Origin of the sequence: Flavobacterium ginsenosidimutans (genome assembly GCF_003254625.1) — a bacterium.
Lineage (GTDB): Bacteria > Bacteroidota > Bacteroidia > Flavobacteriales > Flavobacteriaceae > Flavobacterium > Flavobacterium ginsenosidimutans.
Genome location: NZ_QJRJ01000076.1, coordinates 188,476 through 212,761 on the forward strand (window position 1 = coordinate 188,476; position 24,286 = coordinate 212,761).

Genomic DNA, 24,286 nt, shown 5'->3' on the forward strand with positions numbered 1-24,286 from the left:
GTATAAAGCTAAGAAATTACTCCCGAACCAACTAATTCATTTTCTAAATACCAAGCAACAAATTGTCCTTCTGTAATAGCAGACTGTGGCTCTTCAAATTCCACATACATTCCGTCTTCAAATTGATACAAAGTTGCTTTTTGAAGAGGCTGACGATAACGAATTCTAGCCATTACTTCCATTTTTTCCCCCGATTTCAAAGTCATATCTTCTCTAACCCAATGAACTTCAGAATTTCCAACGAAAAGCGCTTTTTTAAACAGTCCAGGATGCTGGCTCGATAAACCTGTATAGATAGTATTGGTTTCAACATCAGTCGCAATTACAAATAAAGGATCTGTAGTTCCTCCTACATTTAATCCTTTTCTTTGTCCAACTGTAAAATAATGAGCTCCTTGATGTTTTCCAACTACTTTTCCCATTGTTGGAAGATATTCTAATTTCCTAGATTCAAATTTTAATTCTTCTTCTAAAGAAATTCCAGCTGGTTTTTCTACAGTATAAATTGGATCATTTTTATCAACTTGAACAATTTTACCTTCTTTAGGCTGTAGTTTTTGCTGTAAAAATTCTGGAAGACGTACTTTCCCAATAAAACATAAACCTTGAGAATCTTTCTTTTCTGCCGTAACTAATTCCATTTCAGCGGCAATTTCGCGCACTTCTGGTTTAGTTAAAGCTCCAATTGGAAACAAAGCTTTAGACAATTGTTCTTGCGACAATTGACATAAGAAATAAGATTGGTCTTTATTGTTGTCTGCTCCTGCAATTAATTGATAAACAGGTTTTCCGTCAACTTCAATTTCGCTTTTTTGACAATAATGTCCTGTTGCAACATAATCTGCTCCAAGACTTAAAGCGATTTTCATAAACACATCAAATTTGATTTCACGGTTACAAAGCACGTCAGGATTTGGAGTTCTTCCTTTTTCGTATTCGTTGAACATATAATCAACGATTTTTTCTTTGTATTCTTCGCTTAAATCAACAGTTTGAAACGGGATTCCAAGCTTTTCAGCAACAAGCAAAGCATCGTTACTGTCTTCCAGCCAAGGACATTCGTTCGAAATAGTAACCGAATCATCGTGCCAGTTCTTCATAAAAAGGCCAATAACTTCGTATCCTTGCTGCTGCAATAAATAAGCCGCAACACTAGAATCTACTCCACCTGAAAGTCCAACAACTACTCGTTTCATTTTGAAATGTTTAATTTTTTAAGGTTGCAAAGGTACACCAAATAATAGAAAATTTCACCATGGTTTTCATTACTTTAAGTAATCCCGCAGTAGATAAAACTTATTCTGTTTTTACTCGTTGGGCGAAATAGAATAAAAATCAAGTTTGATCTGCTAAAATTCTTTAAAATCTGCGTGAAATACTATTTTTATCGATATTTTCACGCAGATTTATACAGATTAAAGCAGATTTACAAAGATTTAAAATTAATTGGACGAGGTAAAATTGACAAAAACAATTTCACTCAATGAGTTCTTTTTTTAAGTACATTTAATCATCAATTTTCAAAGGATGAAAAAATACATTTACAGCTTATTTTTCCTGTTCGTTTTAACCTCTTTAAGTGCGCAGCGATTTACTGCTTCATTACCTAATTATGAAGCTTACAAAGCATTTCGAGGCAAACCTTTGTCTGATAAATTCTCAAATATCGAATCGGTTAAAGTGATTTACGATCTTCGAAAACAGAAAATGTATTATTTCAACAGCAGTGTTATTTTACTTCATTACGATTTTGTAACCAATTATTTAGGCTATAGCCAAGATCTTGAAGTTTTTAATAATGAAAATTATAGCAACACAGAAAAAAACAGAGATTTTCTTCTTGGGAATCTAAATCATATTAAAGGAACTGAAAAATGGATTTTTGAATTGGCTGCTTCAGATCATATGCCAATTCAATTAATTGAGAGATTTTTCAATTTTGTCAAAAATTCCACTTTTATTGGTGAAAAGCTAAAATTCTATTTGAATAATCCTGAAATGATGGAATGGTTTCAACAGCAGAAATTTATGATTCCTTGTATAAAATCAGATTATATTTTCGGTGAATTAAAATATCAAGAAGTTGTCCGTGGCAGTAATATTGGAATTTTAAAGCAATACAAAATCAAAGATTTAGAAACTACAAAACCTAATTCTGATGAAATTATTATTTTGGATGGAACGCCGGATATTCTTCCAAATGTTCGAGGAATTATTGTAAATGAACTTCAAACTCCTTTAAGCCATTTGGTTCTTTTAGGAAAAAACAGAAAGATTCCGATTATGGCGTATACCAATATTGAAAAAGACAACAATATTAAAAGGCTGCTTTCTAAAAAAGTAGAATTAAAAATAGAAGTCGATACTTTTTTTATTAAAGAAACAACTAAAAAAATCCCAGTAAAAACAGTTGGAAAGAAGAAAAAACTAACAATTGACAATTCAGTAACTGAATTAGTCAGTTTATCAGAAATTCCTAAAAAAGGCATAAATTATATTGGTTCGAAAGCACAAAATATGGCGTATTTGATTGCGATTTCAAAAGAAATTCCATTTAAAACTCCAGAAGATGCGCATGCAATTCCGTTTTATTTTTATACGCAACATATTCAAAAAGCTTCCATCTCTCCTTTAATTGCAGAACTTTTAGCCTATCCGCACAAAGATTCAACAGTTTGGATTAATAAACAATTGAAAAAAATCAGAGACGCTATTAAAAAAGAAAATGTTGATCCAACTTTAATAGCTAAACTCAACGAAACTTTTAAAAATGCAAAATTCAAAAACTTCCGATTTCGTTCCTCAACAAACGCAGAAGATCTGGATGATTTTAATGGCGCTGGATTGTATGATTCTAAAACTGGAATTTTAGGAGACAGTATCAAAACTTTCGAAAAAGCAATCAAACAAGTTTGGGCAAGTGTCTGGAATGAAGCTTCATATAACGAAAGAGAACTTTTTGGAATTGATCAGCAAAATATTGCAATGGGCGTTCTCGTTCATCGCTCTTTTCCTGACGAATTAGCAAATGGTGTTATCATTACAAAAAATATATTTAGAGAAAACTTTCCTGGAATTACAGTAAATGTTCAAAAAGGTGAAAACTCGGTTGTAAAACCTGAAAAAGGCGAAATCTGCGAACAGTTTGTTGCGTATCATTTCAACGACGGAAAAGACGACACCGATTTTGATATTGATTATACTTCCAACTCGAATTTGAATAATAACGAGCCTTTATTGAGCCGAAAAGAAATGAGTAATCTTTATACCGTTAGTAAAAAGATCGAAACCAAAATGTATCGATATTGGCGTAAAAACCAATTTCATCCTGTAGATATTGAATTTAAAATTGTGGGCGAAAAGAGAGATTTATACATCAAACAAGTTCGTCCTTTTAACGATTAATAGAATACCAACAAATCTATTTCGTTGCTTGATGTATTAATTAGTACAATTCTAAAATCGAAATCTTCAATCTTAATTTTCTCTTGAATTGATTTTCGAATTGCTTCTGAATTTAAAGAGAAATTATCGTCAAGCGGAATTTTTACATCTACAGAATTCAGGTATTTTGAAGCTTTTTTGTTGACAATAATGGAAGCGACAATATAAAATCCGATAATAATAATTTGAAAGAACAGCAGTAATTCAATCTTTTCAAACGGATACATAATATCGAGAATTGACAATGTAATTGTCGCAAAAAGAAAGATTATCGCATTTACCGTAAAAGACTGTGTTCTAAATCGAAGTATTGAAAAAATAGCAAAAAGCCCAAAACCAATTCCGACTCCAATTTCAATTTTGGTAAAAAGATAACAAAGAGAAAAAGTACAAAGCCCAACAATTACCATCAACGGATTTATGGTTGCGTTATCTTTTCTGTTGGAAAAAAAATACAGAACTAAAATTGAGCAAAACAACAGTAAAAATCGTCCTAAAAGTTCATTTAAATCCATTGGTTAGAATAAATTGGTTACTCAAAAGTAAACAAATTATCTTTTAATTTTACTTTCAGCTTCCTTATTACGGGCAATCGTTTCCGCTACATATTTCTCAAACTCTTCACTAGAACAAATAGTATCATTTAAGTAGAAATAGTTTTTATCTTTTCCATATTGAGTCGGCATTTCGAATATTGATGAAACAAATACTATCTGAAAAGATTCTGCATCAGCATCTTTTATCAAACGATTAAAATAATACACCCTATTTTGATCTATGGAATAGAAATATTTATCATGTAATTTTTTCCAAGTTTTTGGATTGGCTTTTGAAAGAATATTTTTTCCGTAAAAAACTGAATTTTCATCATACCCAAAATCTCCATCATTCAAAGATTTAAAAGAGGATGGAATAGCTTTTTTTAAAACTTTAGTTTTACCTTGAAAATCATAATAAAAAACATTATTCGCATCTTTAGCAAATCCATAAGGAACAAACGATTCTTTACCTTGTTTTTTATTATTTTCTGTAAGTACAAATGTAATTCCTAAAGACTTTTTACCAGTATCACAAACTTCAAAAGTTTTAGTATCAGCCTCTGGAATACGCCCTTCTAATGTCCAAACACTATTCTTATCTTTAGCGAAAGCATAATTTAGGACTTTAAAAGTTAAACTATCTCCATCTTTAAGTTTACTACCTCCTGAATAGCAGTAATTCTTATCTTTTGCCCAACAACCTGGAAATTGCTCAAAAGAATCTATATCGGCATTTTTAATTTTATCTTCACGAAAATAAACCACTTTCCCATCTGTCCAATACAATGCATTTTCATTATTAGCATCGTAAAATTCTGCCAATTTACTCCCTTTCATTCTATCAAAATATATTGTTTATTTTTTCGGCGCTGGACCTTTTTCTGAAGCTTTATTAGTATTTTTAGGATCACTCATATTAACTTCTTTTAGTAATTTTCCTTTTTGATAAAACTGCCAGATTCCTGCTTTTTTACCATTTACAAATTTACCTTTGGAAGCAACAGATTTGTCTGAATCATAAAAAACAGCCTCTCCATTGTATTCGTTATTTTTGAAATAAGACTCTTCTAAAAGCGTTCCGTCTTGTCCTATTTTTTTATATGGCCCTTCTTTCAAACCATTTTTATAAGTCATCTCTTCTGCAACTTGTGCATTTGGATAATAAATAGTTCTTAAACCTTCTAATTTTCCGTTTTTGTAATTCTCAACCGTCATCAAAACTTTAGAAGCTTTATGGTAATATTTCCATTCTCCTTCGCGAGCTTTTCCTATCTCTTTTCCTTCGCTTACTTTATTTTTATTTTGATCAAAAAAGACAGTGTACGAACTTCCATCATTAGCACTAAAATCTCTTGTAGCTATAATATCACCTTTTTTTGTATCATCAAAAAATTTAAAAACACCAGTTTCTTTTCCGTGATCAAAAGTTCCTTCATAACGAGGGCGTTTAGATTCAGCATAAGTTCCTTTCCAAAGTCCGTCTTTTTTACCGCTAGCATCAACTCTATTGGCTTCTTGAGAAAAAGCTGCTGTACTGATTAGAAACAAAATCCAAATTTTTTTCATAAACTGTTTTTCTTTATAACATTAAAAAGCGTGTTTTATTATTGCAAAAGTATAACCAATTTTACTTTTTTACCGATTTTTAAAGTCTTAAATACTATTTAAAATTTTGTTAAACGAAATTTACAACCACAAATAATAAAACCAGAGTAAAAATATCATAAATAACTAAAAATCAATATCATAAAAACAACAAACAGATAAGCAGAACATGTAATAAACATAACTTTTGTTTAATATTATGTAAAAAAAGTTAAACAAAAACTCATAATTTAGCCTAACAAACTAAAAACTATATTATGAAAACATTTAAAATTAAATTAATTGCTTTTTTAGCATTAATTGCTTTCGTCAGTATTTCGTGTAATAATGATGACAATGATTCGCAACAGACCGCACAAACGATTCTATCTATCGCGAAAGCAAATCCCGATCTTAGTAGTTTAGTTGCTGCTTTAGAAAAAGCAGATCTAGCTGCTACATTGAACTCTTCTGGCTCATATACAGTATTTGCGCCAAATAATAAAGCTTTTAGCGCTTTCCTTTCTGCAAACGGTTATGCTAATCTGGACGCAGTTCCCGTTGCCGCTTTAAAAGAAATATTACTCAACCATGTTTTAAACACAAAAGTAAAATCTAGCGATATTACTACAGGATATGTAAAAACTTTGGCAAAAGGAAATGCTTCAGCTTCAAACACCATAAGTATGTATCTTGAAAAAAACACAGGAGTTGATATTAATGGTGGAAAAGCCAACGGTGGCGCAACAGTAACAACTGCAGATATTGAAGCTTCAAATGGCGTTATTCATTTGGTTGATGGTGTAATAGGATTACCCACTATTGTTAACCATGCTGTGGCTAACAAAAATTTTACAACACTTGTAACAGCATTGAGCTATAATTCTGCATCTGGTTTTGTTGGAATATTATCTGGAACTGCAAGTTCACCTTTTACAGTTTTTGCACCTACAAATACTGCATTTACAAGCTTCTTAACCGAAACTGGATTTTCTGGTCTTTCTGCGATTCCTGCTAATGTTTTAGAAACTACCCTGAAATATCATGTGGTTGCTGGTGCGAATGTGCAATCGACTTCTTTAACAAACGGACAGGTAGTTAATACTTTTGCGAGTCAAAGTTTTACAATTGGCCTTACTGGAGGTGCAAAAATTACTGACACCAATAATCGAGTGAGTAATATTATTGCAACAGATGTTCAATGCTCAAACGGTATAATCCATGTTATTGACAAGGTTTTATTACCTAAATTTTAAATAAAACTAATTGTAAATAAAAAACCGTCTCGTTAAAAAAACGAGACGGTTTTTTGTTTTATTTATATAGAATTATTTCTTTTTATTCTGAGCTTTTGCCGCTTCTTGTTGTTCCATTACATCTTGAAGACGTTGCTGGAACTTACTTGGCTTTTTAGGCTCTCTTTGTTTGTTCTCTTGAATTTGAGCGTGAATTTTTTCACTGTCCACAATATAATTTTTGATTACAAACATAATTCCGATTGTAATTAAGTTTGAAATAAAGTTATACAAACTCAAACCAGAACCGTAGTTATTGAAGAAAATTAACATCATTAATGGCGAAACATAAATCATGATTTTCATCATTTTTGCCATATCTGGCATACCTTCTTGCTGAGGCGCTGCCATTTGCTGATCTCCTGAAGTCATTTTCATGTAGAAGAAAATTGCAATTGCTGCCAAAATTGGGAACAAACTGATATGATCTCCATACATTGGAATATTGAACGGTAATTTTACCACCGAGTCAAAAGAAGATAAATCGTCTGCCCAAAGGAAGCTTTTTTGTCTTAATTCAAATGCCGCAGGGAAAAACTGGAACGATGCGTACATAAATGGCAACTGAATCAATGCTGGAATACATCCTGCCATTGGGTTTACACCTGCTTTGTTGTACAGTTTCATTGTTTCCTGCTGTTTTTTCATTGGGTCTTTTTTGAATTTTTCTCCCAACTCAGCAATATCAGGTCTTAAAACTTTCATTTTAGCCTGAGACAAGAATGATTTATATGTAATTGGCGACATTGCCAATTTGATAATAATCGTAAAAATGATAATCGCAATTCCTAATGACAATCCGATTGTTGAACTTAAGAATCCGAATAACGGAATGAAGATCCATTTGTTGATCCATCCGAAGATACCCCATCCAAGCGGAATAATCTTTTCGAAGTTTTTATCGTAAGCTTTTAATGTTTTGTAATCTGCAGGACCCATATACAAATTCATTTTGTAATCGATCTCTCCATTTGAAAACGCTAAAGGCAAATTAGCTCTAAACTGTTTAGTGAAAACAGTATCAATTTTTTCGTCTTTAACTAAATCGTCAGATTGTAATTTTGAAGTTTCAAAAGGTTTTTCTGTAGATAAAATTGTAGTAAAGAAATGCTGTTTAAACGCAACATAACTAACTTTTGCTGGAGTATCTTCTTTTCCTTGTCCGTGTGAACTTACGTTATTGTATTTTGATTCTTCGTATTTGTAATCAATTTGTGCATAACGGTTTTCATACGCAACGCTTTTTTCGTTTCTGTATGTTTTTAAATCCCATTGCAAATCAACTGGTTTAGCAGAATTTAAAACTCTGTTTAATCCTTGAGAACGGATATCAAAACCAACTAAATAATCGTTTGGTTTAAGGATATATTTATATTCTAGAAATTCGTTAGCTCCAGCTTTCAAACGCATAGATAAAACTTGATCTGCACCAATTTTTTCTAATGTTGGTTCGAAATACAAATCTTTAGAATTTAATGTTCTATTGTCTGTAGTAAGAAGCTGTAAATTTAAATTTGAGTTGTTGTTTTTGATTAACTCAACTAATTGACCAGAACCTTTTTTTAATCTTTCGAATTCTTTTAAAGTAGCTTCAACAATATAACCACCTTTATTAGCAATCTTCAATCTTAATTTTTCGTTTTCGATTGTAGTAAAAGCTTCTTTTGCAGAAGGAAGTGTTGCAGAATAAGCAAATCCTCCTAAAGTTTTTTGCAATTGAGCCAATTGAACTGTATCTCCAGGAGTTACAGCTGCAGCTGGTAATGACGCAGTTTTAGCTTTATCTGCTTTTGCTTGTGCTTCTTGTTTAGCAACTAATTCTTTCTTGGCTTTTTCAGCAGCGATTTCTTTTTCAGAAGGCTGATTTTGGTACATAATCCAAATCAAAATTCCGAATATCAATACAAAACCAATGATTGAATTGAGGTCTAATTTTTTTTCTTCCATTATAATTTAAAAAAGTTATTCATTGAAGTCTATTAGTACTGAGTTTATCTCAAAAGTTACAAACTTCTCAAAATATTAATTACTGTTTTTTATGTGCATTTACTGCAGCAGCCACAAAGTTTACAAAGATTGGGTGCGGATTTGCAACTGTACTCTTGTATTCTGGGTGGTATTGTACACCAATGAAGAATGGGTGGTTTTCAAGCTCTACGATTTCTACTAAACCTGTATCAGGGTTAACTCCAGAAGCTTTTAAACCAGCTTTTTGCAATTCATCAGCATATTTATTGTTGTACTCATAACGGTGACGGTGACGCTCCGAGATAGTTTTTTCTCCGTAAATTCTGTACGCTAAAGTGTCTGGTTTAATATCACATTTCCAAGCACCTAAACGCATTGTTCCTCCTTTGTCTGTTACGTTTTTCTGTTCTTCCATTAAACTCACAACCGGATGAGACGTTTTGTCGTTCATCTCCGTAGAGTTCGCTTCAGCGTAACCTAAAATATTTCTAGAATATTCGATAACAGACATTTGCATTCCTAAACAAATTCCGAAGAAAGGAATGTTGTTTTCACGTACAAAACGAACTGCTTCGATCTTTCCTTCAATACCTCTTTCACCAAAACCTGGGGCAACTAAAACTCCATCAAGAGTTCCTAATTTCTCTGCAACATTCTCAGCATTAATATGCTCAGAGTGAATAGAAATTACGTTTACTTTAGTTTCATTTGCAGCACCTGCATGGATAAACGCCTCTAAAATAGATTTGTAACAATCCTGCATTTCTACATATTTCCCAACCAAACCAATATTTACAGTTTGTTTTGGACTTTTTAATCTTTTTAAGAAAGTATTCCAGTTTTTAAGATCTGGAGATGCTTTTTTAGGTAAATCTAATTTCTTTAAAGCGACAACGTCTAATCCTTCTTCAAGCATTAAATTTGGAACTTCATATATAGTAGAAGCATCAATTGACTGAATAACTGCTTCTTTTTTCACATTACAGAATAAAGCTAATTTTTGGCGTAATTCCTGAGACAATTCGTGCTCCGTTCTGCAAACCAAAATATCTGCTTTAATTCCGCTCTCCATTAAAGTTTTAACAGAGTGCTGTGTTGGCTTAGTTTTCAACTCACCTGCAGCTGCCAAAAATGGAACTAAAGTTAAATGAATCACGATTCCGTTATTTTCACCTAACTCCCAAACCAATTGACGAACAGATTCTATATAAGGTAGAGATTCGATATCACCAACAGTACCACCAATTTCAGTAATTACAATATCATAATCGCCAGATTTTCCTAGCAATTGCATTCTGTCTTTGATTTCGTTTGTGATATGAGGAACAACTTGAACAGTTTTTCCTAAAAATTCTCCTCTTCTTTCTTTTTCAATAACAGAAAGATAAACTCTTCCTGTAGTAACATTATTAGCCTGAGAAGTAGGAACGTTCAAGAAACGCTCGTAGTGTCCTAAGTCTAAGTCAGTTTCAGCTCCATCATCTGTCACATAACATTCTCCGTGCTCGTACGGGTTTAGTGTCCCCGGATCTACGTTAATATATGGATCAAATTTCTGAATTGTAGTACGGTATCCTCTTCCTTGTAACAATTTTGCCAAAGATGCCGCGATAATTCCTTTTCCTAATGAAGAGGTCACACCTCCTGTAACAAAAATATATTTTGTTTGATTCATTCTGTTGTTGTTTGTAAGTAGTTGTGTAAAAAACTTGGCAAAAGTACAAATTTAATTAGACAATTTATACAATAGACTTCTTAGATTTTTAGAATTTTAGATTGCAAGATTTTTGGCTTTTTCAAATCAAAAGAAAACCATTCATTATATTAATCTTTATCTATGTTTTATCATTTTTTCAAACAATAAAAACAAAATTTTATCCAATTTTATAAAAATCTAACAATACGTATTATGGTTTAGGATATTGCTTCTTTATATTTCGAATCAGCTCCTCTAAACCATTTAATTTCAATTCATAAATAAGTTGTAGTTGCTGACCAAGCTCTCCTTTTGGAAAACCTTTATTATGATACCAAACCACGTAATATTCTGGAAGATCAATTAAATATCGCCCTTCATATTTCCCGAAAGGCATTTTGGTGTGCGCTAATTTTATGAGTTGTTTTTTATCTTGATCCATAGTTTTCTTGCAGAAGAAAGAAGCAAGATGAAAGACTTCGTAGATTTTCTGCTTATTTCATTTCATGCAAAACTACTATTTATTTTTTCTTTTGCCACAGATTAAAAAATAGTTTTCAGTCTCAGTCACAGTTTACAGTTTTAAAACGAAGACTATTGTAAAGACTGGAAAACTTAGCATCTCAGCAACTCAGTCCCGAAGCCTCGGGATAGAATCTAAACAAAAAAAGAAGCAAGAAAAAAGAACCTATTTTCATTCTCTCTTCCTGCTTCAAAAATATTATTTTAAGACTTATTTCTAATTTTCTAAAACCCTAAAAAAACTTAGAATCTTAGAGCCTTAGCAACTTAGAATCTTTAGTAGTGCCATCTCACGAAAGCTTCCATTGCAGCATAAGTTGCTAAACCTAATTGGTGGTACAATTCAGCTGTTTCGCGGTTTCTGTCTTCTGCTCTCTGCCAGAACTCTCTTGCATCTGTTCCTTGGAAAACAACTCCATCTTTTTGAGATTGGTGTTTAAAGATTCCGTGACGTTTTGCTAAAACTTGATCAGGGCTCATTGGAACTGCCATTTCAACTTCGTCAATTCCCCATTCTTGCCAAGCTCCACGGTACAACCATAACCAACAGTCATTCATGAATTCCTTTGGTTTTAAAACTTTTACCGCTTCAAAAATTGCATCTAAACAAACTTTATGAGTTCCGTGTGGATCTGCTAAATCTCCAGCTGCGTAAATTTGGTGTGGTTTAATTTTCTCGATTAAATCAACTGTCAATTGGATATCTTCTGGTCCGATTGGTTTTTTCTCGATTGTTCCCGTTTCATAGAAAGGTAATTCCATAAAGTGAATCTGAGAATCTGGAAGGCCAACAAAATAACTTGTAGCTCTAGCCTCTCCTTTTCTGATCAAACCTTTAATGTAACGAACTTCAGGAATATCAATTTCGCTGTTCTTTTTGTTCTGTAAAAATGCTTCTGCTTTTTTGTAGATGTTATCTGCTTCTTCGCTTTTGATTCCGAATTTCTCGTTATAATCAATTACGAATCTTGCAAAACGTAACGCTTCATCATCTGCAACTGCAATATTTCCAGAAGTTTGGTAAGCAACGTGCACTTCATGACCTTGCTCTTGCAAACGCATGAAAGTTCCTCCCATACTAATGATATCATCATCAGGGTGCGGGCTGAAAAGCAATACACGTTTTTTAGCTGGCTCAGCTCTTTCAGGACGATTAGAATCATCTGAATTTGGTTTTCCACCTGGCCAACCTGTAATAGTATTTTGTAATTTGTTAAAAATCTTAATGTTAGTATCGTAAGCTGGACCTGAATCTGCCAACAAATCACTCATACCGTTTTCGATATAATCAGCATCAGTAAGCATTAAAATTGGTTTTTTAAGATCTAATGCCAATCCTAAAACTGCTTTACGAGTTAATTTGTCTGTCCAAACAATTTTCTCAACCAACCAAGGCTTGTTGATTCTCGTTAATTTTGAAGAAGCTTCTTTATCTAAAATAAAAACTGCATTGTTATGCTCTTGCAAGAATGAAGCTGGAACTCTATTTGTAACTTCATCCTCAACAGATTTTTTTACAATATTTGCTTTTCCTTCTCCCCAAGCTAACAAGATTACTCTTTTTGCTTCCATGATTTTTTTAACACCAAGCGTAATAGCAGTTCTTGGCGTATTATTTAAACCGTAGAAATCTTTGCTTGCTGCAACTCTCGTAATATGGTCTAATGCCACCAAACGAGTTTTAGAGTTTTGAAGCGAACCTGATTCGTTAAAACCAATATGTCCGTTACCTCCAATTCCTAGAACCTGCAAATCGATTCCGCCCAAAGCTTCTATTTTAGCTTCATATTCATGGCAATAATCTGCAATTTGTTCTTTTGTTAAAAGTCCGTCTGGAACGTGAGCGTTTTCAGGTAAAATATCGACATGATCAAACAAAAGTTCTTTCATGAAACGAACATAACTATTGATTGAATTTGGTTCCATTGGATAGTATTCATCCAAGTTAAAACTGATTACGTTTTTAAAACTCAAACCTTCTTCTTTATGCAAACGCACTAATTCAGCATATAGTCCTTTTGGAGAAGAACCTGTTGCCAAACCTAAAATACATGGCTTTCCTTCTTTTTGTTTTTCCTGAATTAAAGCCGCAATTTCCTGCGCTACTTCTTTTGAAGCATCAGTTGAGTTTTCAAAAACAACTGTATTGATGTTTTCGAATCGTTTTTCGAAACCCGTTGCCTTGTCGATTTTACTTTTTAACATGATATATTAATTTTTTATTTTTGTTCAACTACTCCATTTCCTGTATTTATGCCCTTTCACAGCATAAAATAAAATCATCGCATAAGATGGCAATAATATCAAATAAGCTACCTGATTACCGCTTCTTGAAACATCTTGCATATTTTTTGCAACAATTGACGAATTCACGCTTTCTACAATCATTCCGTAGAAAAGAGGAAAAACCGCTCCACCGATAATCCCCATAATCAAAATAGCGCTTCCAATCTTCGTATATCCGCCCAAATCCTGCAAAGCCATTGGCCAAATTGCCGGCCAGCATAATGCATTTGCCAGTCCTAAAAGCGCAACCAATAAAATAACTAGAGGAATATTTGGAGTTCCAGGCAATGCAACTGTTATTTTTGGCGAAATCAAAACAATCGTCAAAACCAGTACTAAACCTAATAATCCTGAAGCTTTTAGAGCTGCAACTTGAGAAACATATTTGGGGATTAAAACGATTCCGAGTATATATCCAACAACCATTGCAGACATTGTAAACGAAGTTAATTTTAGATAAAAATTCCCCTCTTCTCCATAAACTCCAAGCTGTTTTCCGAAACCTCCAATAGAGTCTCCGGCAAGCACTTCGGCAGATAAATACAGCATTAAAGTGATTACGCCTAAAACCAGCTGTGGATATCTAAATGCGTTTTTTATTTGTTTGAAAATATTCAGATGCGATACATTTCCTTCTTCATCCAAATCAATTTCTGGCAAAGGAGAAAATTTAACTAACAAAGCTAAAACCGTAATAATCAATCCCATATAAAGATACGGTCTTTGCAATTGCAATGCAAGAGAATTTAGCGCATTTGTTTTTGAAGCCTCGTCCATCAAAGCAATTTTATCAGCTGTAAAGTCTTGCATATTAGACAAAACCAAAACTGTAAGTACAATTGGCGCTACAAATCCTGCTAGTTTATTTGCAATTCCTAAAACACTGATTCTTGCTGCTGCACTTTCTCTCGGCCCGATTACAACAACATACGGATTTGAAGCTGTTTGCAAAACTGCCAAACCAGTTCCCATTACAAATAATGCAACTAAAAAGAAAAGAAATGTTCTGCTTGAAGCTGCAGGATAAAACATAAAAGCTCCGGCAGCGATAATAAGTAAGCCTAAAGAGATTCCGTTCTTATAACCCACTTTTTCAATAATATAAGAAGAAGGAACTGCCATTACAAAATAGGCAATATAAAATGCGAAAGTCACGAAATACGCTTGAGAAGAAGTCAATTCGCAAGCCAATTCAAAAAACGGAATTAGTGGCCCGTTTAGCCAGGTTACAAAACCTAGAATAAAAAACAATAAAGTTAAAATCACCATTGGAACAACGGTGTTTTTTTTCTCTAATTGCAATGTACTTTGAATGTTTGTCATAATTTTTGGGTTGATTAGTTATAGATTTAATTCTTTCAAAATCTAAATTAGAATCAACGCTTTTATTACTCAATGCGTAATTTATGCAAATATCTGCATTTTTTTTGCAAAACAAAAGTAGTACATTAAATTTCCTTAATTTCTAATTTAGATATGAAAGTTTTGTTAATTTTTGCTATTCCAGTTTAAATCAGGGTAATATTTTGCTAAATATGTTTTTACATCAGCAATATCTTCTTTGGCAGTTAAGTCTGGAACGTGCTCTGAAAACGGAATTCCGACAGTAGTATTCGGATTTTCCTTCACGGAGTTTAAAAGTACCGTTGGAAGTTCCTTTTCATCACGCTCTGGATGCACAGGGCAATTTTTAAGATGTATATACAAGGTCTTGCCGTTAAATTTAAAAGCATTCATACTTACTCTAATCTTTCCTTCTGCATCTTTATATTGTTCTAAAATAACTGACGAAGGTTTTTCTAATATATCTAAAAGCTGATTGTTCTGATCTAATTTTGCAATTGCAAATCGCGAAATACGTTCTAGCGGAAAATCCATTGCATCACGATCATAACTTATAAATGCGTTCGGGCTTTCGGTTTCTCTCAACGCACGCAAAGCTTCAGCCGAATACAAATTATCGCTATTACAAACCGAATAAAACTGAGAATTTAATTCAGGATATTGTTCTACAGCTTGAAATAAAGCATCTGCAGTTCCAAACGGCTTTATTCTTCCTTCTGGAATATATTGAATTGCAAACGAAATATTAAGTCCATGAAAATCATTATCTTTCATTTTACTTCCATAAAACTCTTTAAAAAGTTCGCCTTGCTCTCCTATTATAATATAGATATTTTTATAACCCGCTTTTTTGGCATTCCATAAAAGATAATCCAAAAGAGGTCTTCCGCTTGCGCCAACACCTATTAACCCTTTACTTCTTTCGTTTGCCTGCGCAATTTCCTCTGGAGATAAATTATCTATAACCGCTTCTTTTTTCATACGCGAAGAAGCTCCGCCGGCTAGAATTACTAAATTGTCGTGCATTTTATTTTAAATTTCAGTATTATCAATAATTCGTACTCCAGGATCTACATTAACAGCATACGCTTCTTCAGCTCCAGCATTTAAAATCGCTTCAATTACAGCGCCTTCATTCTTAGGATCTGCAATTACAACAATGCTTCCGCCGCCGCCAGAACCCACAATTTTTGCTCCGTATGCACCAGCTTTCAATGCCGCGCTTACCATTGCATCAATTCTTGGAACGGTAATTTTTAGCAAATCGCGTAAAACTTCATGATGCCCATTCATTAAAGCGCCAATTTTTTTAAGATCTAAAACTGGTTTTTCGAATTCCTTTAATGCTTCTTTGGTATAATGGTAATTTCTGATTGCAGCTTCAAAAAACGGAATCAAACGATCTGGAAGACAGTTTCTATATTTGCCCAAATCCTCAATTTCAGAAGCATTTAAATCAAACTGCGGATAATTCTGTTTTACAATTTCAATTGCCATCAAAGCATTTCCTTTTAATTCGCCAAGAAGCCCGATGGTTTCCTTTGGAACACCAGAAACCCCTGTAATTAAACCTTTTAATTCTGTTCCTACTATATTAAAAGAAAACGGTTTTTTAGTATTGATGTAAACAATATTTCCAACGCCAATACTAAAATGATCCATCATTCCGCCCGGTTCCCCATGTTCTAAAACTTCAGATTCATAACCTAATTTAGAGAGAAATTCAGGCGTAACTTCATGATCAATTCCAAAAGCTTCTATAAGAAAACGAATCCAAGCCATCAATAAGGCCGACGAACTCGATGTTCCTGAATTAATCGGAATATCTCCAGTAATTGTAATGGTATAACCAGATGTTGGCTTGCAGCCATATCTGCGCAAGACGCGCAATGATGACGCAAAATAATCTCTTGGTTCTAATTTTTCGAAAGCATCATGTATATCGATTATTCGGATTTCATTAATATCAATCATATTCAGAACAAATGTTTCGGTCTGATTTTCTTTTGCTATCAATTTAATATTTCGATCTATCGCACAGGCTATAACGGGCAGCCCTAAATAATCCTGATGATCTCCAAAGAGACAAGTTCGGCCGGGAGCTAATGAGGTAATTTTTTTCACGTAAACACATTGTGTTAAAATATTGCAATTCAATAAATTACAATATTATTAAGTTATCTTTTTATTTTAGTTTTTTGGTTTTGATTTTACGAAACTATAGATTATATTTTTATAAAACAAGAAAAAATAGAAAAATGTGCTCGAACACACTAATTTTATGTTCTCGAGCACATTTTTGAATTCTTACAAAAAATTTACGTTTATTTGCTCAAAGTTTTTATATTTGCTCATATGGATAAAAAGTACACAATTAAGGATATAGCACAGATGGCTGGAGTTTCTAAAGGAACTGTAGATCGCGTTTTGCATAATAGAGGAAAAGTATCTCCTGCGGCACTGGAAAAAATCAATGAAGTTTTGAATGTAATTGATTATGAACCGAACTTAATTGCTCGAAATTTAAAAAGTACAAAAGTCTATCGCATTTGCGTTTTACTTCCAGATCCAGCATTTGATCCTTACTGGCTTCCTTGTGTAAACGGAATTCAAGATGCCATAACAGAATTCAAAGCGTACAATGTAGTTATAGAAATACATTATTTTAATCCAGAAAGCACAAAATCTTTTTTAAAAACCAACGAAACCATAATAGCTCAATCGCCTGACGCTGTTTTACTGACTCCGCTTTTTCATAAGGAAACAGTAGAAATCATTAAACGATATGACGAATTGGAAATTATGGTAAATACTTTTAATAACCAGGTTGAATCTTCTTCTATTAAAAGTTTTGTTGGTCAGGATTTATATAAAAGTGGCCGTGTGGCTGCAAGTTTGATGAATTTAATTCTTCCAAAAGGCCAAATTGCAATTATCCATATTGACGAAAGCCTTAAAAATGCAGTTCACATGCAGGAAAAAGAGCGAGGTTTCAGAAGTTATTTTGAAGAAAAGAATCTTCCTGATTTCTCTTTAATCACACTTAAATTAAAATATTCCAACATCGAAACTAAGTTCGCCGCATTTGTCGACGAACATCCTGATTTGAGCGGTATTTTCATTACCACTTCCAAAGCGTATCAGATCGCTTCTAGTCTATCGAATTTTGAAGACAAAAAGATTGCGCTTATTGGTTATGATTTGATTGAAAAAAACGTCAGCTTTTTAAATCAAGGATTGGTTCATTTTTTAATTCACCAAAATCAAAAAAGACAAGCTTATTTGGGCGTAAGCACTTTGGCAGATCACTTTTTATTTAGAAAAGACATTCCTGAAACTATTTTGCTGCCGATTGATATTATAAACGTAGAGAATGCTTCTTTTTATGTCAGCTAGCGTTTTTTTTTGCCACGAAGGCACTAAGACGCAAAGTTTTTTTGTTTAAATCTTGCAAAGTCGCAGAGGCGCAAAGTTTTTTTGCAGCTTTACTTTTTAATAGCTTTTAGCCAAACTTCCATACTTAGGAGGCAATTCAAATTACTTAAAAAAAACTTTGCGTCTTAGCGACTTTGCGGCAAATTATTTCATTAACACAAACTTCCCGAAAGAGGAAGCAATATGAAAATTAGGTTCTGCAGTATTGGGATTAACCCACGAAATCCAAGTTGGCTGATATTCTCCTTTTTCATTTTGAGAAAATTTAGCTCTGTAAACCCCTGTTTCAATGGTATTATTTTGAATTAAATCAAATTCTTTTAATGAAGCGATACTGATTCTTCCTACAACAGTAAATGAATTTGGCTCTTTTACTGATTGTATTTCCATTTGATTTTCTGGCCATTTCCAATTGTAATCAAAATTCCAGTTCGGATAAGCTTCAAAGTCCAAAATACGTGTGTCCACATCCATTTCCAAACAATAATACGGACATAGTTTTTCATCTTTTCTAAAAAACAGTTCTACTCTATCAGAATTACAAATACTTTCTGTAGAATCATCTTTTCGATCAATATAAATCTCTGAATCAAAAACTTGGAAATTAAAATAAAGATAATCCAAATCCCAAAGTGCTCTAAATTCAATTTTTGAAAACGAATCGTTCTTCCAAGGCGAACAAAAATCTGTTAGACAATTTGCTTTTGCCCAAAAAGATGGCTCTAAAATTTCGATCTCTTTTTTTTGATTTCTGTCGATTAAAACTACTTGATATTCTTTCACAATTCAGGCTCTAATTTTTTGTTAATTTTTATTCTTTCAAAAAGTCAAAACTACTTCAGATTGATTCTGTCTTTCTGTTCTTTTTTAAAAGGACCAAGATAGGTTAAAATTGAATAGAAAAACAAGACACATTTCTTAAAATAAACCAAAAATCATCTCCATAAAGCCATAAGAAAAGACTGTTTAATTTTTACGTTTTTCGACAGGTCTTTGCGAAATTCACAAGTTTTTTCAAAATCAGCATTTATTATTCAAAAATCCCTCAGTTTTGAGAATACCTCTATTTCTAAAATATTTTAAAAATATCACATCATTTTAAGCTTAAAAAAACGTTTCGCACAATTTTATGTGCTCGAGAACATAAATTTTGTGTGTTCGAGCACATTTTTTGTGTTTTTTCTTGTTTTATAAAAATATAATCTATAGTTTCGTCAGAGATTAATCTTAAAACTAAGTTAATTATGCAAAATTTTAGGTGATTTTTAGTCTTCAAAAAAGGAGAAAATAGAACTAAATAAGCAGTGTTTAGAGCAAAAAATGAAGCCTTCATCTTGTATAAAAAACAGTTCAATCAAAAAACAATTAAAAAGACAAAATGAATTTCCAGATCAAAAAAGAAATCTAAAACCTACAAACAAGAAAAAAACAATTAAACATTAACCAAAACCAATTTAAAGTATGAAATTATTAACCCAAAAAAAGCCAAGAGATTTTCGGATTAACAATTTATCCCGCAAAGAAATCGGATTAACAGTTCTTTCGCTATTAGTTTTCACATTTCAAGCTTCTGCAGCTTCTTCTATAAAAATTTCAGATAAAAACTATTCAGCGCTGTTTTTTGAAAAAACAGTAAAAGGTACTGTTACAGATCAAAATGGTTTACCTCTTCCTGGTGCCAATGTCGTGGTTAAAGGTTCTACAAAAGGTGTACAAACTGATGTAGATGGAAGTTTTGCCATTACAGTTCCTGATAATGCAACAAAACTTGTGATTACTTACATTGGTATGGAAGATCAAGAAGTAACTATTGGAAGCACTCATCTAAAAATTGTCATGAAAGAAGCAGGACAAAAATTAGAAGAAGTTGTAATTGGATACGGAAAATCTAAGAAAAAAGACCTTACAGGTTCTGTGAGTTCGCTTAGTAAAGATAATCTGAACTTAGGCGGAACCGTTGCAAACGTTGGCCAGGCTTTACAAGGACGTGCTTCTGGAGTTCAAGTACAACAAAACAGTTATGCGCCAGGAACTAACCCGTCTGTGGTAATTAGAGGTGGAAACTCGATTAATACTTCGAATGCTCCATTATATGTAGTGGACGGATTTATTACAAGTACAGGAGCTTCTATTAGCCCGAATGATATTGAAAACATTCAGATTTTGAAAGATGCCGCTTCTACAGCAATTTATGGTGCTCGCGGAGGAAATGGGGTTATTTTGATCACGACTAAAAAAGGAAAATCTGGAAAAATGAACGTTGAAGCAGAGATTTCTGATGGTTTTCAAAACATTATTAAAGAGCCTTCTTTGGTAACTGGACAACAATACGCTGATATTCAGAATGCAATTGCGGCTGAAAATGGAAGACCGCCCGTTTTCCCTTCAAGTTTTCCAATTGCGAATACAAATTGGTTTGAAGCTGCAACTCGTCCGGGAGAAGTTCTTAATAGAACGCTTACTTTTAGCGGAAGCGATCAAAACTCTAAATTCTTCCTTTCTGGAAACTATTTGAAACAAACTGGTGCTATTGAAAACACTGATTTTGAAAGATATAGCGTTAGAATGGGCGGTGAAAAAAGATTCAACGAAAGATTGAATATGGGAACTAATGTTTATGGTGCTGTTGCTGAAGGAAATAACAGTGATTTTGGTGATAATATTTTATCTCCAATGTTCTCTATTCAAACAGCTCCTCCAACTATTCCGATTTACAATGCTGATGGTTCTTATTACAAATATCAAGGAAAAGATAATGCTTTAGCGCTTTTACTTGAACCTACAGATCACACTATCAATCGTTTGGTAAATGGTAGTATGTTTTTAGATTATCAAATTATTAAAGGTTTAACTTACCACTTTGGTGCTGGTGCAGAATGGCAGGAAAATATTCAAGGAAAATATACTCCAAGTACATTAGTGGCTGGAGCAGCTTTAAAAGGTTCTGGTTCTGAAGAAAATAAAACATATTTCAGATGGAGTACAGAACAATATTTGACTTATAAATTTGATATTGAACAACATGCTGTAACAGCAATGATTGGTACTTCAAACCAAAAAGACACTTACGAAAGAGTAAGAGCAGCTGGTACAGGTTTTTCTAGTGATTTATTGACTTATTACAATCTTCAAGGTGCTTCTGTTTATTTGAAACCTGAAACTGAAAAAACAGAAACTAAATTGACATCTTACTTTGGAAGGTTAAATTATGCTTTCAATGACAAATATTTAGCAACTTTCACCATAAGAAAGGACGGTTCTTCTCGTTTTGGTCCAAATAACAGATTTGGTATTTTCCCTTCTGGAGCTGTTGCCTGGAAAATTTCTAACGAATCTTTCATGCAAAACGTAAAAGCAATTTCTGAACTTAAATTAAGAGCAAGTTACGGTATTACAGGAAATGACGGAATTGGAGACTACTCTTACATGAGCCGATTGACTTCTTGGGGTGTTACTATTTCTCCAGACAATTTCGTAGCAGGTACAGAGCCAGCAAACTTATCTAACCCAAATCTAAAATGGGAGGAAACAGCTCAAACTGATTTAGGTTTTGATTTAGGTTTATTTAATGACAAACTTTCTATCACTTTTGATGTTTACAAAAAGAGAACTTCTGATGCTCTTTTAAATGTTCCTGTTGGAGGATGGTGGGGATTTGGCACTCAAAGAGTTAACTCTGGAGTTATTGATAATAAAGGTCTTGAATTCGGAATCAGTACTGAAAATTTCAGATCTGATAAATTTTCTTGGAGAACTTCACTAAACATTGCTTACAATAAACAAGAAGTTGTTTCTCTTGCAGACAACGTAAAAATTATCAGTACAAATACTTCTAACCCAAGCGGAACGGTTTCTGGACAAGAGTTTACAAGATTGGAACCAGGAAGAGAAATGGGAGTTTTATACGGATATAAATATGCAGGTGTTATCAAAACTGGAGAAACTTATGCACCTCAACCTTTATCTGTGCCTGGAGATCCAAAATATGTAGATGTTGATGGCGATGGAACTATTACAGCTGCTGATAGAACGTATTTAGGAAATTCTATTCCGCATTATTTAGCTGGCTTCAATAACGATTTTAGATATGGAAATTTTGATATGAATATCTTTTTCCAAGGCGCTTTTGATTATTCAGTTTACAATATGACCGCAATGGTTGGCGAATCTTCTACTAGTACAGACGCATTAAACCGCTGGGTTGCTGGAACAAACGAAAACACAGATATTCCTAGAGATGGATATTACAAAAGCAAATACGGCAGTTATGTGAATTCAAAATTTGTTGAAGAAGCTTCTTACTTACGTTTGAAAAATGTTTCTATCGGATATTCTATTCCTGAAAGTGCTTTAAAAACTGTAAAATTTATTGACAGTATCAGATTGTACGCTATCGGACAAAATTTATTCACGATTACAAATTATTCTGGAAATGATCCTGAAGTAAATGGGCATTCATCTAACAATTTAGGTGGAGGAATCGATTTTAACTCGTTCCCAGCTTCAAGAACATTTATACTTGGAATTAAAGTAGCAATTCACTAGTCTAAAATGCTTTTTAATAACATTAAATTTAGTAAAATGAAAAAATATACAATCTTATTACTTTTACTTACCGCTGGGACACAATTTTCGTGTAACCAAGATCTTGATCCTACGGTATATAGCAGTTTGACTAATACCAATGGGTATCAAACAAAGTCAGATGCTATTGCGTCCATCAATTCTATTTATGGTAGGTTAAAAGGACCATCTGTAGGCGATAACTTTTCGTATTGGGCTACAAGACACTTTGCTCTGACAGATATTGCTACCGATTTAGGACACTGTCAATACGGAGGAGATCCAGGACAATTATCTTTAGGAACTTGGAATTCTACAAACGGATTGCTTGCAGAAGACTGGAACGCAATGTATAAATTGATCGCAAATGCAAACAATGCAATTTTCAACATTACACCAATGGGCGGAATTACAGCTGCAGAAAAAGCGCAATTTATTGCTGAAGCTAAATTCTTAAGATGTTCTGCTTATATGGATTTGACCGATTCTTGGGGGCCTGTTATTTTAATTACCGAAGCGAACTTAGGAAATCCTGGATATTTAGATCAAACTCCGCCATCTTCTGTTGAAGAAATCGATGCCTTCATTATCAAAGAATTGACTGAAGCTGCTGATGTATTGCCAGTTAATTATGAAAGCAACGAAATTTATGGCACAAACGATGTAGGACGTGCAACAAAAGGTGCCGCTCTTACTTTACTGGCAAAACTTTATATGCGTAGCCACGACTGGCAAAAAGTAGTGACTTTGACACAACAAGTAATGGATTTAAACCAATACAGTCTTTATCCTTCTTATTTAGGCTTATTTAAAGAAAGCAACAAATGGTGCAACGAAAACATCTTTTCTTCCTTAAGTGATGCTAACACAAACGGAACTGAGTTATTAAACCATTTTGGACCAATCGATCATCCAGTTGTACAAAACAGATGGCAGTATTATACTGTGAACTGGGATTTCTATAATACTTTTGGAGATGAAGATGAAAGAAAACAATGTTTCTTCCCAGAATTTATGGGAACAGATGGTTTACTTCACAAACAAGCGCCATCATTAGGAGCTGAACCGCCAGAAGGCGAATTTTATATGCCTGACGTTTCTACTAAAAAATACGCTGATGACGAGACAACAACCTATTATGATGGTCATAGTGTAAACATTCTTCGTTATGCAGATGTATTGTTGAGTAGAGCTGAGGCATTAAACGAAATTAGCGGACCAACAAGTGAAGCTATCGATCTTATTAACAGAGTAAAAGCGAGATCTCACGCAAAATTATTGGTTTTGGCAGGTCAGACTCAAGAAACTTTGAGAGATGCTATTTTACAGGAAAGAGGCTGGGAATTTTTCTACGAAGGAAAACGCCGTCAAGATTTAATTAGAATGAACAAATATGATGTTTTAGTAAATGCATATCATCTTAGAGTTGGCGAGGCAGCTTTAGTAAAAATGCCACAAAACAAATATTATACTTATCCGCAGAGTCAGGTTAACCTTAATCCGAAATTAAGCAACGCCGACAGACAATAAAAATCCAAGATCAAGAATAGACAGTTAAATGTCTGTCTATTCTTGTTTTAATACGAATAAAGTACTTTCTGTTTCACAAA

17 protein-coding genes are annotated in these 24,286 nt (G+C 33.4%); 5 read left to right on the plus strand and 12 right to left on the minus strand.

Features of this window, described 5'->3' with window-relative positions:
* Nucleotides 1–8: 8 nt before the first annotated feature.
* A complete protein-coding gene (mnmA, locus tag DM444_RS11575; RefSeq protein WP_111286762.1) occupies nucleotides 9–1,196 on the minus strand; it encodes a tRNA 2-thiouridine(34) synthase MnmA in 1,188 nt (395 codons plus the stop codon).
* A 331-nt stretch (nucleotides 1,197–1,527) separates the two neighbouring features.
* On the opposite strand from mnmA, the gene DM444_RS11580 reads away from it, so the two are divergent.
* Nucleotides 1,528–3,405: a PEP/pyruvate-binding domain-containing protein gene (locus DM444_RS11580; protein ID WP_111286764.1), complete on the plus strand. Its 1,878-nt coding sequence runs from the start codon at nucleotides 1,528–1,530 to the stop codon at nucleotides 3,403–3,405.
* Here DM444_RS11580 and DM444_RS11585 read toward each other — a convergent pair.
* The 3 genes from DM444_RS11585 to DM444_RS11595 are packed head-to-tail and all read right to left on the minus strand — an operon-like array spanning nucleotide 3,402 to nucleotide 5,549.
* Nucleotides 3,402–3,959 (minus strand): DUF4956 domain-containing protein, encoded by a 558-nt coding sequence (locus tag DM444_RS11585; RefSeq protein WP_111286766.1) that lies wholly within the window; start codon nucleotides 3,957–3,959, stop codon nucleotides 3,402–3,404. The two genes, DM444_RS11580 and DM444_RS11585, sit on opposite strands and share 4 nt — an antisense overlap.
* 36 nt (nucleotides 3,960–3,995) lie before the next feature.
* The gene (locus DM444_RS11590; protein ID WP_111286768.1) at nucleotides 3,996–4,820 is read right to left on the minus strand and encodes a DKNYY domain-containing protein; all 825 of its coding nucleotides are present in this window, start codon (nucleotides 4,818–4,820) and stop codon (nucleotides 3,996–3,998) included.
* Between the two features lie 18 nt (nucleotides 4,821–4,838).
* A complete protein-coding gene (locus DM444_RS11595; protein WP_111286770.1) occupies nucleotides 4,839–5,549 on the minus strand; it encodes a toxin-antitoxin system YwqK family antitoxin in 711 nt (236 codons plus the stop codon).
* Nucleotides 5,550–5,845: 296 nt separating this feature from the next.
* Between DM444_RS11595 and DM444_RS11600 the strand changes: the two genes are divergently transcribed.
* Nucleotides 5,846–6,823: a fasciclin domain-containing protein gene (locus DM444_RS11600; protein ID WP_111286772.1), complete on the plus strand. Its 978-nt coding sequence runs from the start codon at nucleotides 5,846–5,848 to the stop codon at nucleotides 6,821–6,823.
* A gap of 72 nt (nucleotides 6,824–6,895) precedes the next feature.
* On the opposite strand, the gene yidC is transcribed toward DM444_RS11600, so the two are convergent.
* The 7 genes from yidC to DM444_RS11635 all read right to left on the minus strand — a co-directional run bounded on the left by yidC (nucleotide 6,896) and on the right by DM444_RS11635 (nucleotide 16,802).
* Nucleotides 6,896–8,809, minus strand: a complete 1,914-nt coding sequence (gene yidC, locus DM444_RS11605; RefSeq protein ID WP_111286774.1) for a membrane protein insertase YidC — start codon at nucleotides 8,807–8,809, stop codon at nucleotides 6,896–6,898.
* Nucleotides 8,810–8,888: 79 nt separating this feature from the next.
* Nucleotides 8,889–10,505 (minus strand): CTP synthase, encoded by a 1,617-nt coding sequence (locus DM444_RS11610; RefSeq protein WP_111286776.1) that lies wholly within the window; start codon nucleotides 10,503–10,505, stop codon nucleotides 8,889–8,891.
* 232 nt (nucleotides 10,506–10,737) lie between these two features.
* On the minus strand, nucleotides 10,738–10,968 hold the full coding sequence (locus tag DM444_RS11615; RefSeq protein ID WP_111286778.1) for a DUF3820 family protein: 231 nt from the start codon (nucleotides 10,966–10,968) through the stop codon (nucleotides 10,738–10,740).
* A 356-nt stretch (nucleotides 10,969–11,324) separates the two neighbouring features.
* Nucleotides 11,325–13,253: a glucosamine-6-phosphate deaminase gene (gene nagB, locus DM444_RS11620; protein WP_111286780.1), complete on the minus strand. Its 1,929-nt coding sequence runs from the start codon at nucleotides 13,251–13,253 to the stop codon at nucleotides 11,325–11,327.
* Between the two features lie 24 nt (nucleotides 13,254–13,277).
* Complete coding sequence (locus DM444_RS11625) at nucleotides 13,278–14,657, minus strand: sugar MFS transporter (RefSeq protein ID WP_111286782.1); 1,380 nt, start codon at nucleotides 14,655–14,657, stop codon at nucleotides 13,278–13,280.
* 165 nt (nucleotides 14,658–14,822) lie between these two features.
* Nucleotides 14,823–15,704, minus strand: a complete 882-nt coding sequence (locus DM444_RS11630; protein ID WP_111286784.1) for a sugar phosphate nucleotidyltransferase — start codon at nucleotides 15,702–15,704, stop codon at nucleotides 14,823–14,825.
* 6 nt (nucleotides 15,705–15,710) lie between these two features.
* Nucleotides 15,711–16,802, minus strand: coding sequence for a GHMP family kinase ATP-binding protein (locus tag DM444_RS11635; RefSeq protein WP_111286786.1), 1,092 nt, complete (start codon nucleotides 16,800–16,802; stop codon nucleotides 15,711–15,713).
* A 231-nt stretch (nucleotides 16,803–17,033) separates the two neighbouring features.
* On the opposite strand from DM444_RS11635, the gene DM444_RS11640 reads away from it, so the two are divergent.
* On the plus strand, nucleotides 17,034–18,074 hold the full coding sequence (locus DM444_RS11640) for a LacI family DNA-binding transcriptional regulator (RefSeq protein WP_111286788.1): 1,041 nt from the start codon (nucleotides 17,034–17,036) through the stop codon (nucleotides 18,072–18,074).
* A 183-nt stretch (nucleotides 18,075–18,257) separates the two neighbouring features.
* Here the strand turns inward: DM444_RS11640 and DM444_RS11645 are convergent, their stop codons facing one another.
* Complete coding sequence (locus tag DM444_RS11645) at nucleotides 18,258–18,896, minus strand: sugar-binding protein (RefSeq protein ID WP_111286790.1); 639 nt, start codon at nucleotides 18,894–18,896, stop codon at nucleotides 18,258–18,260.
* A gap of 678 nt (nucleotides 18,897–19,574) precedes the next feature.
* Between DM444_RS11645 and DM444_RS11650 the strand changes: the two genes are divergently transcribed.
* Both DM444_RS11650 and DM444_RS11655 read left to right on the plus strand, forming a co-directional pair.
* Nucleotides 19,575–22,658 (plus strand): SusC/RagA family TonB-linked outer membrane protein, encoded by a 3,084-nt coding sequence (locus DM444_RS11650; protein WP_111286792.1) that lies wholly within the window; start codon nucleotides 19,575–19,577, stop codon nucleotides 22,656–22,658.
* Nucleotides 22,659–22,694: 36 nt separating this feature from the next.
* A complete protein-coding gene (locus DM444_RS11655; RefSeq protein ID WP_111286794.1) occupies nucleotides 22,695–24,206 on the plus strand; it encodes a RagB/SusD family nutrient uptake outer membrane protein in 1,512 nt (503 codons plus the stop codon).
* Nucleotides 24,207–24,286: the final 80 nt, after the last annotated feature.

Coding starts and splice junctions, on each gene's coding strand:
- mnmA (WP_111286762.1), bottom strand. CDS start 1,196: ATGAAACGAGTAGTTGTTGGACTTTCAGGTGGAGTAGATTCTAGTGTT.
- DM444_RS11580 (WP_111286764.1), top strand. CDS start 1,528: ATGAAAAAATACATTTACAGCTTATTTTTCCTGTTCGTTTTAACCTCT.
- DM444_RS11585 (WP_111286766.1), bottom strand. CDS start 3,959: ATGGATTTAAATGAACTTTTAGGACGATTTTTACTGTTGTTTTGCTCA.
- DM444_RS11590 (WP_111286768.1), bottom strand. CDS start 4,820: ATGAAAGGGAGTAAATTGGCAGAATTTTACGATGCTAATAATGAAAAT.
- DM444_RS11595 (WP_111286770.1), bottom strand. CDS start 5,549: ATGAAAAAAATTTGGATTTTGTTTCTAATCAGTACAGCAGCTTTTTCT.
- DM444_RS11600 (WP_111286772.1), top strand. CDS start 5,846: ATGAAAACATTTAAAATTAAATTAATTGCTTTTTTAGCATTAATTGCT.
- yidC (WP_111286774.1), bottom strand. CDS start 8,809: ATGGAAGAAAAAAAATTAGACCTCAATTCAATCATTGGTTTTGTATTG.
- DM444_RS11610 (WP_111286776.1), bottom strand. CDS start 10,505: ATGAATCAAACAAAATATATTTTTGTTACAGGAGGTGTGACCTCTTCA.
- DM444_RS11615 (WP_111286778.1), bottom strand. CDS start 10,968: ATGGATCAAGATAAAAAACAACTCATAAAATTAGCGCACACCAAAATG.
- nagB (WP_111286780.1), bottom strand. CDS start 13,253: ATGTTAAAAAGTAAAATCGACAAGGCAACGGGTTTCGAAAAACGATTC.
- DM444_RS11625 (WP_111286782.1), bottom strand. CDS start 14,657: ATGACAAACATTCAAAGTACATTGCAATTAGAGAAAAAAAACACCGTT.
- DM444_RS11630 (WP_111286784.1), bottom strand. CDS start 15,704: ATGCACGACAATTTAGTAATTCTAGCCGGCGGAGCTTCTTCGCGTATG.
- DM444_RS11640 (WP_111286788.1), top strand. CDS start 17,034: ATGGATAAAAAGTACACAATTAAGGATATAGCACAGATGGCTGGAGTT.
- DM444_RS11650 (WP_111286792.1), top strand. CDS start 19,575: ATGAAATTATTAACCCAAAAAAAGCCAAGAGATTTTCGGATTAACAAT.
- DM444_RS11655 (WP_111286794.1), top strand. CDS start 22,695: ATGAAAAAATATACAATCTTATTACTTTTACTTACCGCTGGGACACAA.